The 14,375-nt window shown below is 62.1% G+C and carries 17 protein-coding genes and 1 other RNA gene; all 18 read right to left on the bottom strand.

Going from position 1 to position 14,375, the window contains the following annotated elements; genetic code table 11:
- Positions 1–114: 114 nt before the first annotated feature.
- Positions 115–1,359 (bottom strand): minor capsid protein, encoded by a 1,245-nt coding sequence (locus HY795_04380; GenBank protein MBI4804454.1) that lies wholly within the window; start codon positions 1,357–1,359, stop codon positions 115–117.
- Positions 1,359–2,966, bottom strand: a complete 1,608-nt coding sequence (locus HY795_04375; protein ID MBI4804453.1) for a DUF935 domain-containing protein — start codon at positions 2,964–2,966, stop codon at positions 1,359–1,361. The genes HY795_04380 and HY795_04375 overlap by 1 nt, the downstream gene beginning before the upstream one ends.
- Positions 2,947–4,539 (bottom strand): phage terminase large subunit, encoded by a 1,593-nt coding sequence (gene terL, locus HY795_04370; protein ID MBI4804452.1) that lies wholly within the window; start codon positions 4,537–4,539, stop codon positions 2,947–2,949. The genes HY795_04375 and terL overlap by 20 nt, the downstream gene beginning before the upstream one ends.
- Before the next feature lie 54 nt (positions 4,540–4,593).
- Entirely contained in the window at positions 4,594–5,094 is a 501-nt protein-coding gene (locus tag HY795_04365) for a DUF1804 family protein (GenBank protein MBI4804451.1), read from the bottom strand.
- The gene (locus tag HY795_04360) at positions 5,095–5,289 is read right to left on the bottom strand and encodes a hypothetical protein (GenBank protein ID MBI4804450.1); all 195 of its coding nucleotides are present in this window, start codon (positions 5,287–5,289) and stop codon (positions 5,095–5,097) included.
- Positions 5,286–5,567, bottom strand: coding sequence for a hypothetical protein (locus tag HY795_04355; GenBank protein MBI4804449.1), 282 nt, complete (start codon positions 5,565–5,567; stop codon positions 5,286–5,288). Before HY795_04355 ends, HY795_04360 begins: the two co-directional genes overlap by 4 nt.
- Entirely contained in the window at positions 5,567–6,121 is a 555-nt protein-coding gene (locus HY795_04350; protein MBI4804448.1) for a hypothetical protein, read from the bottom strand. The genes HY795_04355 and HY795_04350 overlap by 1 nt, the downstream gene beginning before the upstream one ends.
- The gene (locus HY795_04345; GenBank protein MBI4804447.1) at positions 6,111–6,806 is read right to left on the bottom strand and encodes a transglycosylase SLT domain-containing protein; all 696 of its coding nucleotides are present in this window, start codon (positions 6,804–6,806) and stop codon (positions 6,111–6,113) included. Before HY795_04345 ends, HY795_04350 begins: the two co-directional genes overlap by 11 nt.
- A gap of 2 nt (positions 6,807–6,808) precedes the next feature.
- Entirely contained in the window at positions 6,809–7,129 is a 321-nt protein-coding gene (locus tag HY795_04340) for a putative holin (protein ID MBI4804446.1), read from the bottom strand.
- Between the two features lie 256 nt (positions 7,130–7,385).
- Complete coding sequence (locus HY795_04335) at positions 7,386–10,832, bottom strand: class I SAM-dependent DNA methyltransferase (GenBank protein ID MBI4804445.1); 3,447 nt, start codon at positions 10,830–10,832, stop codon at positions 7,386–7,388.
- A 60-nt stretch (positions 10,833–10,892) separates the two neighbouring features.
- A complete protein-coding gene (locus HY795_04330; GenBank protein ID MBI4804444.1) occupies positions 10,893–11,312 on the bottom strand; it encodes a DNA transposition protein in 420 nt (139 codons plus the stop codon).
- A gap of 2 nt (positions 11,313–11,314) precedes the next feature.
- Positions 11,315–11,716: a regulatory protein GemA gene (locus HY795_04325; protein MBI4804443.1), complete on the bottom strand. Its 402-nt coding sequence runs from the start codon at positions 11,714–11,716 to the stop codon at positions 11,315–11,317.
- Positions 11,717–11,894: 178 nt separating this feature from the next.
- An RNA gene (locus tag HY795_04320) (hammerhead ribozyme type II) lies at positions 11,895–11,961 on the bottom strand.
- Positions 11,961–12,545, bottom strand: a complete 585-nt coding sequence (locus tag HY795_04315; protein MBI4804442.1) for a DUF3164 family protein — start codon at positions 12,543–12,545, stop codon at positions 11,961–11,963. The genes HY795_04320 and HY795_04315 overlap by 1 nt, the downstream gene beginning before the upstream one ends.
- Positions 12,546–12,565: 20 nt before the next feature.
- Entirely contained in the window at positions 12,566–12,730 is a 165-nt protein-coding gene (locus HY795_04310) for a hypothetical protein (protein ID MBI4804441.1), read from the bottom strand.
- The gene (locus HY795_04305) at positions 12,727–13,056 is read right to left on the bottom strand and encodes a LacI family transcriptional regulator (GenBank protein MBI4804440.1); all 330 of its coding nucleotides are present in this window, start codon (positions 13,054–13,056) and stop codon (positions 12,727–12,729) included. Before HY795_04305 ends, HY795_04310 begins: the two co-directional genes overlap by 4 nt.
- Positions 13,049–13,624, bottom strand: coding sequence for a winged helix-turn-helix domain-containing protein (locus HY795_04300; protein MBI4804439.1), 576 nt, complete (start codon positions 13,622–13,624; stop codon positions 13,049–13,051). The genes HY795_04305 and HY795_04300 overlap by 8 nt, the downstream gene beginning before the upstream one ends.
- A complete protein-coding gene (locus HY795_04295; protein ID MBI4804438.1) occupies positions 13,625–14,368 on the bottom strand; it encodes an ATP-binding protein in 744 nt (247 codons plus the stop codon).
- Positions 14,369–14,375 lie beyond the last annotated feature (7 nt).

Raw genomic sequence — 14,375 nt, 5'->3', positions numbered from 1 at the left:
CGACACGGTGATACTCTCCCTGCCGTAGCCTGGGCACTCAGCCTGGAGCACCATGCGAGGTTTCCGCGAAAGCGGGTGGGAGGCCTCGCCATCCACCAAACGCCAGCGCCCGACTTACTGCCGGGCGCTCCGTTTTTTCAGCCTCCTGAGTTCCCGCTCCCGCTTGGCGTCGTCTCCGCTCAACCGAACTAAGCTTTGCACGTACAGCTCGCCGCCATCGGAGGCGGCCTTCACCACCACCAACACGCCGTTCGGCTGGTCCAGCACGTAATCCAGCTTCCGGGTGCTCTCTAGCATCCGCTCCCCATGGTCTACGGCTTCCTGCGCTAGGCGGTAGTCCGCCGGGCCAAGCTCTGGGTGGCTCTTGGCCTGTTTCCCCATGGTCTGCTGCGACAAGCGCCCCACCTGGCACTTGGCTCCGATGAGCGCTGCGTCTTCCTCGGGCACCACCACCAGCGGGAAATTACCCACAGGCTTCTCCAACCAGGCCGGGAGCAGCGGCCCATGCGTCATGTCCCGCACAGCCTGGCGGGCGATCTCCGGCGGGGCGGCTTCTATCTTGCGCACCACGTCCTCAAGCTGCTGCCCGATCCAGCTCGCGCCGGTATTGGAGGAAAAGCCAACGTCCGTGAACACGGTGTAGCCAGTTTCCGGCACCTTGTAGCCGGTGACGGTGCGGCGGACTTCCTGCCTGGTAGAGCTGTCCACCGTGGTCACCTCTTCCGTGACCATGTTGCCCACGCCGGACTCCGGCTGCACCTGTTCCGCGTCCAGGCGGCTGTCCGAGAGCGCCCGGACGCGGCACCGGCAATTGAAGCCGTTTGGAGGGTAGTGGCTGGACCAGAAAGGATCATCGTACCGGAAGGTGCGGCCGTTCAAAATCTTGTGGGCGGGACGGGTCTTGCCGTCCAGGATGGCCACGTACTGCCACCAGGGCCGGGCGTCCGCGTTCTCCAGCATTTGCTTGTAGCGTCCGGCCATGAAGGCGCTCTGCATGTTCTGGCGGTATATCAGGCCAAGACGGGCCGGGCTGCCGAGCTGGACGCGGCGCTCCTCGCCGGTGCGCGGGTCCACCATGGGCTGTTTGCCCCACCAGCCCTTCTCGCGCAGTTTGGGCTCCAGGTGCTTCTGGAACCAGGCTTCAGTCTTTCCCTCTTTCAGAGAGTCGGCGCAGGCTTCCCGTATGTCTTTGAGGATATCCAGTTGAGCGCACTTGGCCACGGTGAAGGCCTGGGCATGGGCGGCTTGGTCCATCTCTTTCCAGTCGAAGGTGATCTGGTAGCCCTTGGACTCGAAATAGCTAACGGCATCCTTGGGCGGCAGGCCCATGGCGAAGGAAAGGTTCACGGGCTGAGGCATCAGCCGTCACCGCTCTCCGTCTGCACACTCAAGCGCCCCCACAGCTCGCCCACGAACAGCACCCGCGCGCAAAGCTCTTCCAGCCCCGAAGTGTCCATCTTGGGGTACAGCTCGGCCAGCTTGCCAAGCAGCACCTCCGGCCCCGCGTCCTTAGCCTCGGTGATGATCGGCTCCAGCAGGTCTCTGGCCAAGGCCGTGAGTGTGGCGTTTGGCACCGTGGACGAGTCCACCGCGTCTTGATCGGGGAAGAGGCCCGCGCCCTCGGAGGATAAGCCCACGACGGCCGTCGTTCCCTCCCGGCCACCTTGCGCATTCGCTCCAGGTGCGCCTTTGGTTTCCTGCATCTTGGCTTGGCTCTTGCGCTTGAGCACCGGCTCGCCGTCCTCAGGCATGGGAATACCCGCGCGCCGGTGCGCCCAGGATGCCGGGATGTCCATCACGTCCACCAGCTTGGGAATGGAGTCGGCCAGTTTTTTCAAATCCTCCGGCCGGTTGCAGTCGAACTCGAAGACCGGCATCAGGGCTGCGTCCGTGACTCCTTCGTTCAAGTAGGCCAGCGGGGCGCACAGCTGACGAGTGAGGGTCCCGGCAATCTGGCGGGCGTCGCTGGCCAGGATGTCCAGGCGCACTTCGTTGTGGATTTCCCCCAGGGCTTGGCTACCCACGCCCTGCGTGTCCGTGGTGAGCGTGGAGCCGAGTATGGCCTTGCTTTGGCCCTTCTCGCAGATGTCGTGCATGGCAGTGAAGGGAGCTTCGGAGCCACGCGCGGCCTCATGGAATTCTATCAACATGCCGTCCGGGATAGCCCCGGCCGCGTCGTGTCCGATGGCCGTTAGAGCCTGGAGCAATGCCTTCTTCTCCACGTCGCTGGCCATGGAAGGATATTTGCCAACGCGAAGCGGCAGGCCATGAATTTCCAGGAACTCGGCGAAATCGCTTCGGGCGTACTGTTTGAGCAGATAGGTCCACACCAGCACCCGGAACAAGCCCCGGCGGGGGAACCAGCCGGACATGGAGGCGTGGCGGTGGATGATCCAGCCACAGGACCACAACTCTTGCCCTTCGGGGGTGTTGTCGCGCAGGCGAAGCGTGAGGAAGTCCGGGGCCAACTGGAACATGGACTGGGGCCGGTGGTGCAAGGCTAGTGGCAAGTGGGTTTTCCCGTCCATGCCCCATTCAAACTCCGAGCAGGAATAGCCGTGGCCGATGCCGCTGGCCAGGTCCAGAATGGCGTCCTCGAAGTCCGGAATGCAGGACACTTGCTCGCGTACGGTTGCGGCCACGTCCTCAGCGCGTTTGTCGTTGGCCCGACCGGGACGAATGTTCCAGGGCACTGCCAAGAGCGCACGGCGGCGTTTGGACAGCTCGGCGTGGATGTGTTCGTCGCGTCCTTCGATTTCATCGAAAAGCTCATGCTGCCCTATGATGTCCCCGTTGTCGGCCGCGCGCAGAATAGCTTCCAAACGCTTAAGCGTGAGCCCGCCGGTCAGGCTGGAGAGATACTGCCTGCTCAATGCGGCGACCGATGCAGTTTGCGTCTGCATCTCTTCCTTGCCCTTCAAGGCCTTGAACGCGGCGGTGAGCCGATCAATCATCGTCGAAATCATCGTGACCCCTCCGGATCATCCCGCGCCCGCCTGTTTTGGGCACAGGGGTAAACTCCATAACGGTAAAGCCCATGGTGGCGGCCTGCCAGAGCATTTCCAGCGCGTCCGGCCCGTCGTCGTGGTCCGCCTTGGGGAAGTGTTTGAGTTGCTCGACCAGCGTGCGCTGGGAGGGATGCACGCGGATGCGACCCTGCGCGAAATAGGGTTGCATGGCTTCGATGCGCAGGGCCTTGTCCGCTATCGGGGTGACGCCACGGGCCGGGATGACCAGCTTGCGTTCGACTGCCCGGCGGATCAGCTCCGTGCGCAGAAATTCCTGGAACTGCACGGTCTCCACCGCCCAAAGCAGGCAACGGTATTGCGCGTGGAAAGCCAGCACGTCTTCGATGATGCGGTCCGGCACGCGCTTGCGGATGGAAGCCTCCACCACGTCCAGCACGGCGCGCTCACGGGAGTAGCCGCCCACCAGGATCGCGGAGGGGTCACGCCCGGAGCCGGACTTGCCCAGGGAAGGGTCCACGGCCCCAAAGAAGAGCCAATCGTCGCGGTGCTCCACCCAGAAGGTGATGCAGGCCGAAAACGGCGCGCCTTCCCCGGCGAGAGGGTCGTTCTGCTGCTCGGAGTCAAAGGCGGCGTGGCCATCGCGGGCGCGCTTGAGCATCAGCTTGTAGAGCGGCCGGGCGCTCGGCCAGGACACCACGGACCCTTCCTCCATGGCCGTGGAGCGCTCCACATAGAAGGCTCGGGCGGCTTCCTCGCCTTCGGCCAAAAGGATCTCTTCCCAACGGTCCCACAGGTCCAGACGGTGCGGCCATTCGATCACCGCCTTGAACTTGTGCGAGCGCCAGAGCTTGTTGCCCAAGAGCCGGGCAAGCACGGAGTCGTAGTGCAGCACGGTGCCCACCAGGATCACGTCCATGGTGTCGCCCGCGCCGGAGAGGTTCAGCACCGTGCGCTTGAGCCAGCTTTCCAGCTTGTCGCGCTGTTCAGGGCTGCGCACGTTCTCGTCGTTCTCAAGATCGTCGCAAATGACCAGGTCGGGCCGGTGCGGCCCGTGGCGAAGCCCGCGCATGCGCTTGCCGGAGCCGAACGCCTGGAGCTTCACGTTACCCGCCGTGATGGCCACGCCCACGTTCCACAGGCGGCCAGGCCCACATGCCTCGGGGAAGTCCATGGCCAGGCGCGGGTTGGCTTCTAGTTCTGCTTTGATAGGCTCCAGCAGGGTGGCGGCGGCCTGCTCGAAGGCGTCCGCGATCAAGGGGATATAGCGTTTGCGCCCGGTGACCACGCACCAGAGCACGAAGATGAGAGACACCAGGGTGGACTTGGCCTCGCCGCGCGGAGCGGCCACGGCCAGGCGCTGGCCTTCGGGGTGGTTCACCAGGGCGGGCAAGGTTTCGTCCAGCCAGGTGTGGAGCACGGAATCCCCGAAGCGGACGTAATGTGGGAAGTAGGTGCGACGGAAAAAGGCGAAATCGCGCATGGCGATCTTGCGGCGCTTTCTGGAGGCTTCCGGATCGGGGGAGAACCCTTCACACTCGGCTTCGATGGTCCGGCGCAGGCCCTCGGCCATGCGGGTCAGTTCGAGGAGGAAGTCTTTACGCTTGAGTTTCACGCACGTGGCTCCCTACCCGAACACTCGTGCGATCTCCGCGCCGAATGGCTCCAACACCTCCACGAAGGCCGGGCCGTGCTGGGGAAATCGCTCACGGATGAAATTGGAAAGCCGGTCCAGGACGTTGAGTGCCGTGGCCAGCTCGCTGGTTTCCGGCAGCACGCGTTTGCTGGCTGCCACCGTTTTGTTGAAGCTGTCCGCCAGGCTAGCCAGCATCTGCACTTTGACTTCGGCTTTCATGTCCGCGCTGGTGGTGATGATTTCCATTAAGGCTTTATGCTGCACCACGTAGTCGGCCAGCATCTGCCGGGCCACGCTCTCCACGCCTTCGCCGGAAAGCAGGCAGGCGGCGCGCATCTTGTCCCAGTCGTCCCCTGTCTCCTTGGCCTGGCGCTTCCAGCGCGCGGCCGTGCTCGCGGGCACCCCGGCCTTCACGGCGGCGGCCTCAATGGGCAGGCGCTCGAAGATGAATGCGGCGCGCACCGCGTCGCGCATCTCGCGGCCGTGGGCCATCTACAGCCCCCACTTCGCTTTGAGGTAGCAGATGGCCGTGGCCACGATGCCGCCCGCGAGCGAGCCGGATAAACCGCCCGCCACAACGGCGCGCCGGTTCACGCTGTCCAGGCGGTCACCGAGGGAATCGACCTTCCCGTCAATGCTCCGGAGCAGCTCCAGCTCGGTTTGTGCTTCCGATTTCGCCTTGGTCATGGTCGTGCTCCCATGCGTTCAACGATCCTGTCCAACTTCTCCCGGATGGCGTGCAGTTGGTCCAGCATCTCTTGGCGCATCAGTTGATAGTCATCCCGCCGCACGCAAACCTCGGCGGTCTTTTCGCGGTGGCTGGCCAGGTCCTGCTCCAGGCGCTCGCACCTGGCCGCCAACAGCTTGTGTTGGTCGTACAGATTCTTGGCCCACAGACCGCCAAGCCCACCCGCCACAGTCAACAGGCCGGTCATAATGAGCGCCACCAGCGAGGCGGTTTCCATCACCGGCCCTCCCTGACGAATTCACCCAGGGCGCGCAGCTGCGCTTCCAGGCCCCTGGACCAGGCCCCGTAATCGCGCACGTGGGCCAGAAGGTCTTCGGGCGTCACGGGGCGTCCCGGAAGTAATCCGGGGCCAGGGGCGGGGGCGGGTCTGGAGCCGTGGTCAGCTCCGGCGGCACCGGCGTTTTGGGGCAAAGCACCGCCGCCGTAACCGAGTGCTTCGTTGTACAGGCGCACGAAATCAGGGCCAAAGCTGCAACCAGCAGCACCAGCTTGCGCGGCATTGCGTATCCTCCGGGTGATGGATTGGGTCTGGGCGGCAATTTGCTTCTTCGCGCCCTGGAGCTTCACGGCCAGGCCATTTGCCCTCTTCGTTTCGACCTCCAAACGCTCGCGGGCCTCAGCCTCCGCCTTGGCGTATGCCTCGGCGTATTCCTCCTTGAGGCTGGCCACCTCGGCTTCGCGGGCCATGTCGGCACGGGAATATCCGGCCCAGTACCCGCCGCCGAAGATGGCCAGAGCCAGCAGGATGGGCACCGAGGGGCTAGCGAACACGGCACACCCCCCGGCCCCAACCGGCGGTGGCGTAGACCGGCTCCAGCTCTAGCAGGATGCGGCGGGGGTATCCCCGGTTCTCTTTGTACGCGGCCGGGTTTCGTCCGGCGTTAAAACGCTCCACGGAATCGAACCATTCTAACGGGTCCGCTCCGCGCTTGCGGGCCAGGGCCTTGTCCTTGCCCACCCAACCAAGCCCGCCGTTGTAGGCCGATAAAGTCATGGCCATACGGTCGCAGGGCGTACTGGCCTCCACGCGCTCCCAAAGCCAATGGTCATAGGCGGCCAGCGCTCGAAGCGCCCAGCCGGGGTTGTAGGGTTGGGCATCGGCAAGTTCCGGGTCTATGTTGCCCATCCACCTGGCGGTCGCGGGCATGAACTGGGTGAGGCCTTGAGCGCCTACTGGGCTTTTAGCGTCAGCGCGCCAGCGGCTTTCTTGATGGATTTGAGCCGCGAAGGTGGCCACCGGGGCATCAAGGCCCCAGTGGACACGGGCGCACCTGGTCAGGTCCGCCCGGTAGCGGGCGGCCTGTGCGGGGATAATCTTCGTGGTGGGCGATGACGACGTGGTGAGTTGGGCCGCGCCGCGCTCACCGAACAACTGACCAGCCGAGGCTATCGACACAAGGACGATAAGCACGCAGGCGAAGAGTTCCACTAGCAACGGGGTAAGACGCGGTCTCATGGCTACAGCCCAAGCCCCACAGCCAACATGCAAAAGCCGATGACCAGAGCCCGGCGAATCAGGGCGGCAGCGAATACAGCCTCGTAACCTGCTACGATGGCGTGGTCGGCCTCGGACTCCTTAAAGCCCTGGTAGTTCTGCCAGTTGCGGGCGAGGTAGCCGGTCGGGCGCGAATAGGGAAAAAGCATCACGTCCAGCCAGTAGCCGAGGTAACCCGCCAGCAGCACCAGGGACACCTTGTAGAGGGCCACGGGCAACTGCGCCGGGGATAACAGGGCCACAACCGCAAGGGCGGCCACAGCGGCTACTCCGCACAGAATCATGCGGAAGGGGTTGGCGCTGGCGCGCTGGTCGAAGAAGGTTTTGATGTCGGCCTGGTAGCGTTTGGCCAGGAGTATCAAGGCCGCCAATCCGGCCAGGATCGTAAGCAAGGCGATGAGTTTGAGTTCCATTTCCGCACTCCATTGTTTTCATTTGAGGCGGAAACGAACCCGCCCCCGTCGCCGCCTAAGTAGGCGGCCGACGGGGGCAGTGATAGTTGAAAGGGTTCAGTAGGCGGCTTATTGCTGAGCTGACGTATCAGGCGACAGAGTACCGGCCTTCCTCTAAGCGACGAACTTGCCCCAGACTGGCTAGGGTTTCCAGTAGTTCGGCCACGCGTTCGCGCTTGGCTCGCTTGAAAGCCTTTGCGATCTGCTCCGCGTTCACGGGCTTGGATTGAGCGGCCAGGACTGCGGCCACGGCGGTGGCCTGCTCCGGCAAAGTATTTGGCCAGGGGATGATGGCTTTCTTGACCTTGGCTGGCATGGCGACCAAGCCGGAAGGCAACTGCACGGTTCTGGGGGCTTGCGGGGCCTGATATTCGGGGCGCAGCCAGCGGATGAGGCCTTGGGCTTCCTCGACGAGGCGTTCCTGATTGAGGGCCAAGAGACGCGAAAGGACTTCTTGTTCTTCAAGACCAGCAGGCCAGCCGTAGGCCTCGGCCACGGCGTCGTCGAGGTCTTCATGGAACTCAAGAAGCAACCCCACGAGCCCCTTTTCTTTGATGTCGCGTTCTTCTTCTGTGAGGTCACGTTCTTCACGCAACGATTCGAGGACGTTGTAAAGCTTTGTCAGGGTCAGCTCCGGGAACATAGCCAGCCGTTCCTTGCGGTGGGCGTCAATGCGCTCTGCAAGGTCTCGAATGCGAGCTTTAAAACCCGGAGCCGGAGTAGGCGGAAAGGGGAAGGTCTCGAAACAACGGGTTTTGTTATAGCGGGGGGTGTGCCCAACCCCCAAGCGTCCACCTGCCTCAACTGCCCACAATCCATGGAATCTACTCGAAAGCACACCCAGGTTATAGGCGTCCTCACTGGCGACGTTCACGAGCATGTTGTCCGGCAGTATCGCTGCGTCAAGGAACTGGAAAACCCTGTGTTTGGCTGTTTCCACGGTTGCAATGTAACGGGATAGGCCTGCCAAGGCCGGGCGGAAGGTTTCCCTTGGCTTCCCGAATAGCCACCACTTTTTGGCATAGCCCGCAGCGTCCTTGGTTTTTGATGCATTTGCATCCCGATCGGGTTTCACCCTGTCGTGCAACCATTCGTAGACCTCGGGGTACCGGTCGCGTACTTCATTCTCGCTCAGACCGAAGCAGTCGATGACCATGACCCCGCGAGAGTTTGCCGTCAGGTCCCGGCCGTTGACATAAGGCCGGATGTGTTTCTCAAGTCCGGGCCTCTTGCCCAGGCCAAGAATTGCGGCCTGCTCTGGGGTAACGATGAACCCCGCGCCGTGAAGTTTGACACCTGGACAACTCAAATTCTCGTTGGCTTTTAGCCCCTCGGCAATGGTTAGGTCAGCTCCGATGGAAAGGTCAGGGTTGATTCTCCCAAAGTATTCCAGCAGTTCCACACTTACCTCACCATGTTCGCCCGGCTTCTCGGCAGTAACCCGGCAAAGGCGGCCATCTGAATGCCCCGCCTCCCCCACGGTCATGCTGATTCGCACGTCAGCCGCGCCGCTGTCGTCTTTCCAAGGATGATCCGGCACGGCGTAGACAATGCTTACGGGGTGCTTGGCATCGGCAAGAAAAGGTTCCACAACCCGACGGTTGAAAGTCTGGGTCATGGAGTTGGTAGTGATGAAACCGAAACGCCGGAGCTTGCCATCGTGCGCAGCCAAAGCGGCTTTATACCACCAAAACATGACAAAATCCGCTGATTTCGGCACCTTCGGGTAGGCTTTATGGATGGCTTCAAAGTAAGCTTCTCCGAATCCGTCGCGCTTATCCTTTCCCCCAAGGAATGGCGGATTCCCCACGATGTAATCCGCTTCCGGCCATTGGAAGGGCTTGGGGTCTTTGAAGCGCATGACAGGCGCTTGTTTGGTCTCGTCAGGCAAGGGTTTACCTGTGGCCGGGTTCACCTTGGTGCTCATTCCATCCCAGCGCATGAGTGGGGAGCCATCCTTGCCGATGACTGGCTCAAGACCGCCATGGTTTATGAGCGCGTCATGCCATTGGATATTTCCGAAGTTCTGAATAACCGGAACGGGGGGCTGCACATCGCCCTTGGTCCGGAAGTGCCATTGCAGGTATCCGATCCAAAGTACCAGCTCCGCGATAGCCGTAGCCCTGGGATTAAGCTCCAGTCCGAGCAATTGACGGGGGTCCACGGTGAGATTCTTCATCTCCGCAAGGAATGCCTGCGATAACCCCTCCCGCCCCAGATCGCTCTCATAATCCAATACCTCGGCTTCCAGTCGTTTCAGGTGCTCCAGACTCACATACAGAAAATTCCCAGTGCCGCAGGCCGGATCAAGTACTCTGATCTGTGTGAGGCGCTTATGGAAATCCTTCACCGCCTCCCAGGCTTCAAGCTGCTTGCCCTGGTGAAACAACAGCGTGGCAGCGGCCTGAACGCCGTTCCATTCCTCCCGCAACGGCTCGATGACGGTTGGTAGCACCAAACGCTCGACATAGGCACGAGGGGTGTAGTGCGCCCCCAGCTTGTGACGGACTTTGGGGTCGAGGGCCTGCTCCAAGAGCGTGCCGAATATGGCGGGCTCAACGTCGCGCCAGTTGGCTTTTGCCGCCTCAAGCAGCATCACGAGCTGGTTTCGGTTGAGCGGAAGAGCTTTGGCTTCCTTGAAAAGCCCGCCATTGAAATGGATCACTTCTTCCTGAAGGGCTACGCAAAAGCCGCCCGAATTCATCTTTGTCCACAGCTCTTCACATGTGGGGACAAACCCCGACGGTTTCTCCAGAAGCACGCCGAGCAGGCTGGAGAAACAGCCTTTGGGCAAGAGTCCAACATCCTCGGCGAACATGGTGAACAGGCAGCGCATCAGGAATGCAGACACCACTTCAGGCGCATGTTCGATTTCCAGGGATTTAGCTAGGCGGGCTAGGCTCGCGGCGACGCTGAGCGTCACTTCCGCCTGGCGTCGGCTGGGGTCCAGGCTCATAGGATCGAGCCAGACGGTTCTCAGCAGTTCCCGGACGGTCGGGTCCTGCAAAGCTTCTATCTGGATGCGGTGGTTCTTGGGGTCCGGGAAGGGTGTATAGGTAGCGCCAGTAAGGGTGAATTCCGAATACAGCTCGAAGCAGTGCCCTACATCGGCCACGATAAGAAAGGGTGGACGCCCCTCGGAAGCAGGCAACGCGCGGGCATAGGATTCCGCCTGGTTCTTAGCCCGGACCATGGCGGTTTTCCAAGCACCTGTGCCACGCTTGATACCGGCCTTGGAACCAACGCCGGGAAGGAATACCTGCTGCACGGCATCTTCCTGGGCCTGCTTGGATTCCAACACGAAGGCCCCTCGTTTGTAGAAGTCGATGAAGCCGGAACTCTTCGTGCCGTCGCCGTGTTTGAAAATGACTTTGCGCTCGAATCCGTAAGTGGTTTCCGTGAATTGGTTGGCTTTTTCAGGAGGCGGCAATTCAAGCAGACGGCAAAGGTCTACGAGAAAAGGTTGGGAGTTGGCTCTTTCCGAACCGCTGGAGGCCCTCCACTCGGTGATAAAGCGTTCCATATCGTCAGCCATAGGGAACGCTTATGCTACGCCGCGCAATTCCGGTCAATCAAGCAAGTCAGGCTCGGTCTTTCAAAACAGGCTAAGCTTTTGCGTTTCCGGTTTGGGTAGGGTTTTGAGGATGTCCCAAACACGCCTGTCCGTGAGCTGGTACTTCCTGGCCAACTCGTTGACGATGACTGTGGTGGACACCCCGGCCCGGATCGCCGCCGTGGCTTCCTCATTTATGGCGGCATCACGGTGTTCCTGGATGCTTCTGGCCCCGCGCGGGATATACAGTTCCGTGCCGCCGTAATGGTAAATCAGTAAGTCCGCCGCCGCCTCGCCGATCACTGCCACCAGCATACGGTAGCGGATTTCCCCCTGTGCAGTTTCGCGCTTTGGCACCGGGAAAGTGGTGCCTCCGAGCTGGCGCACCAGCTCGGAGGCGACGGCCTGCCCTACCAGGGGAACCAGGTCGGCGATGAAGGAGGAACGGACGGCCGAAGGCATAGTTACGCTGTTCTTCCGTGGCGCTTGGCGTCCTTGCTCAAGGCGGCGATGATGCCTTGCAGTTCCTTCGGGGTGCAGAATGCCAGCTTGTCGCGCTTATACATGCGCAACACCATGGCTTCGGCGTAGGCGTCCGGCCGATTGGCCTCCGCGAGAAGAGCCGTGATCTTTCCCCTGAGCGCGGCCTTACCCTTTGGAGGAGCGGGTTTCTTGTCCGGGCTCCAGCCAAGGCGGCGGAACTCGGCAACCACGCGCACCAGCTCCTGATATGCGCAATCCCCGGCGGAACGCTGGCCCGTGGTTCGTTCCAGGACGGACCTGTATGTGTCGTTGTCCAACCCCAAGTCCTTCTTGGCGATATGGACCTTAGCCAACAGGCTCTTTCGGCTCTCGATCCTCTTCATGATGCAACCTCGGGGGGTTTACGCTGAACTTGCTTTTCCTGCGCCTCGCGCCAGGCGTCCAAAACCGGGCAACAGTCCGTGCAGTTCGGACCGTGTGTCCGGCAGGACATGCACGGGTGATTGTCAGGAGGATCGACCGGCTGGCAGTGGTAGGGAAAGCCAAACATCACTTTACTCCATGTGGCTGCTCGTCAGGCCAGGCGCGCCACCGCCTGGCGACCGCCCAACTCAGGGCGGTTTCGCTTCACATTGCCGCCAAATCCAAGGCGATGGGCATGTACTTGCCATCCTCGCGGCGCTCGTAGACCCGGACATAGGTCTTCGATCCGGCCACCCGCAGGCTGTCCGAAACGGCCTGCATGGCCTGAACCCAGCGGGCATCGCTAATGTTCAACCGCCGAAGGCCAAGGACGCGGCCGGTGTTGATCCGGCCTTCCTTGTCCACCTGGAAGGCGTCGTTGATGAGTGCCTTGAGTTCGTCGCGGCTGCCCTCGGTCCACTCGGTGATGCACTCGTCGATGAGCGCCTTGGCGGCCTGGAGCCGTTCGTCGAACACCAGCGTCTCGCTCACCTGACGCTGCACCTTGAACCGGCCATCGTAGGACACCAGGGTCAAATTTCCCTTGTCCCCGCCGATCTTGGCTCCATACTTCTCGGCCGAGAGCTGGACGAAGGCAGCCATGTCGCCCATGGCGTCGTCGCGGAATTGGGCCATGGACTCCCGGAGGGCCTGCGCCTTGCCCACCACTTCGAGCACCAGTTCATGCCGGGCTTTGTCCACGTCCTTCACCATGCCCACGGGCACCAGACGGCCTTGAGCGTCTTCCATGTATCCGTCTGGAATCTGGTTCACTGGATAACCTCCTTGGTTTTGCCGGGGTCGCGCTCCATGGTCTTGGCTTCGTCATCAAGGCGGTTGAAGCAGGTTTCCAGTTCCCGGCGATAGGGTTTCGGGGTCGCAATCATGAGCGCCACCAGCATGAGCTGAATGGTGCGCAGTCTGAGCAGGGTCATACCGCCCTCCTTTCGGGTTGAGCGTTCTCGGGTTTGTTGGGGCAGCCCTGGCAAGCCCGCCACAGCCTCAAGGCTCCGGGGCTGGAGGTTGGCATCGTTCCGGAATTGTCTGCGCATTCGGCCGCGCTCACCGGCCGACCCAGGTGCGGGCAATCCGTGGTGCCAAGCACCTCCAACACCTTGGCGGCCAGTTTCTCTGTGCCGCCGGGATACTTGCCAGCCAGGGCCAGGCTGATGGACGGACGGGAGTACCCAAGCCTCCGGGCCGTGGCCGCTATGCTAGAGCGTTCGGCTTCGCTGGAAAGAAGAGCCAGCCAATCACGCATGGATGGCCTCCTTGCTCTGCTTGGGTATCGCGAACTCCTCACTGGTGTTGTGGTCCCGCAAAATGCGGGTGGCCTTGTTCCAGGCCGGAGCCTCGGGTCCGGTGTCCTTGTCGCGCTTGAGCCGGAAACGGCGCTGTCCGGCCTCGCCTCGACGGGGCAAACGCTGAAGGTATCCGGCGGCCTCAAGAGCCGAGAGGTAGTTGCGCAGGTTGTCTGCGGCGTAAGGTTCGCCGCCGTCGCACAGGGTGCTCAACACGTCGTCCAGGCTGAATCCGTCGCGCATGCGGATGAAGCGCCAGGCTTTGGCCCGGAGTGTCTGGCCTTGGCGGCTCATGGCCGATCCGTTGCAGGGTCCGGAAATGATCTCGCGCCTCGTGGCAAGAGCGGCACGCCCAGCCTGGGTGATCTCGTGGACGCCCTCGACGGTGGTGATGAATCCCCGCTCGCGCAACGCGCCCAGGCAGCCGGTAACGTCGCGTGAGGGCTTGCCCAGGGCGGCCGCGATCTTCCGCGTAAGGCGGGGGCCGTCCGCTAGGGCGTTTAGGATGGTACGCCCGTTCCAGGCCATCTAACGCCCCCCGGCCTTGCGCACGCTCTTAGTGGTGCGGCTGACCCAATCGTAGGAGAGGGGAGTGTCTTCCAAGTCGGCGACGTCCACGCCTTTCAGGCCGTTCAGCTTGGCGATGCGCTCGATTGTCGCAATAACGTTCAGCACTTCCCGCATGCGTCCGCCCGATATGCGATGCACTTCGGCCTTGAGCGCGCCGCTCAAGGTGACCTCAGACAGCTGCTCGCAGGCGTGGGCCACGTCCGACTGGGTGGCGGGCTTGAACTCCACCGCATGCGCTATGCGGCTGTTGATCTGTTTGTGCCTGGCCACCAGCTGTTGGATTCTCTCCATGCCGATGAGCACCACCGTCACTTCGGCCCGGTCCGAGAGGTCGCGAACCTTTTCCAGGGCTGCGGCGTTCTTGTGGAGGGTGAATTCGGCCTCGTCGATCACGATGGGCAACTGCGCCTCAATCACTCGTTCAAGTAGGCGGCCGAAGAGTTGCTGCGCTGTGCCGCTGGGGTCCACCCTGAGAGTCTTGGCCAGCTCCACCAGGAAGTATTTCGGGGTCCAGTCCACGTTGGCGCGCAAAAACACGGCTCCGGTTTCGCTGGCCCAACGCTCTACGATGCAGCTTTTGCCGAAGCCGGGGAACCCGTGAACAAGCATCATTCCCGCTTCGGCGGCCCCGCGCTGTTCCACGGCCTGTATCCCTGCCGTAAAGTGCGAGTAGTTTTCGGTTTTGACGAATTGCTTACGCATGACTTCT

Origin of the sequence: Desulfovibrio sp., from assembly GCA_016208105.1 — a bacterium.
In the GTDB taxonomy this organism is placed as follows: domain Bacteria; phylum Desulfobacterota; class Desulfovibrionia; order Desulfovibrionales; family Desulfovibrionaceae; genus Fundidesulfovibrio.
Note: the sequence above shows the minus strand (reverse complement) of the source record. Positions and strands in the feature narration are given on the sequence as shown.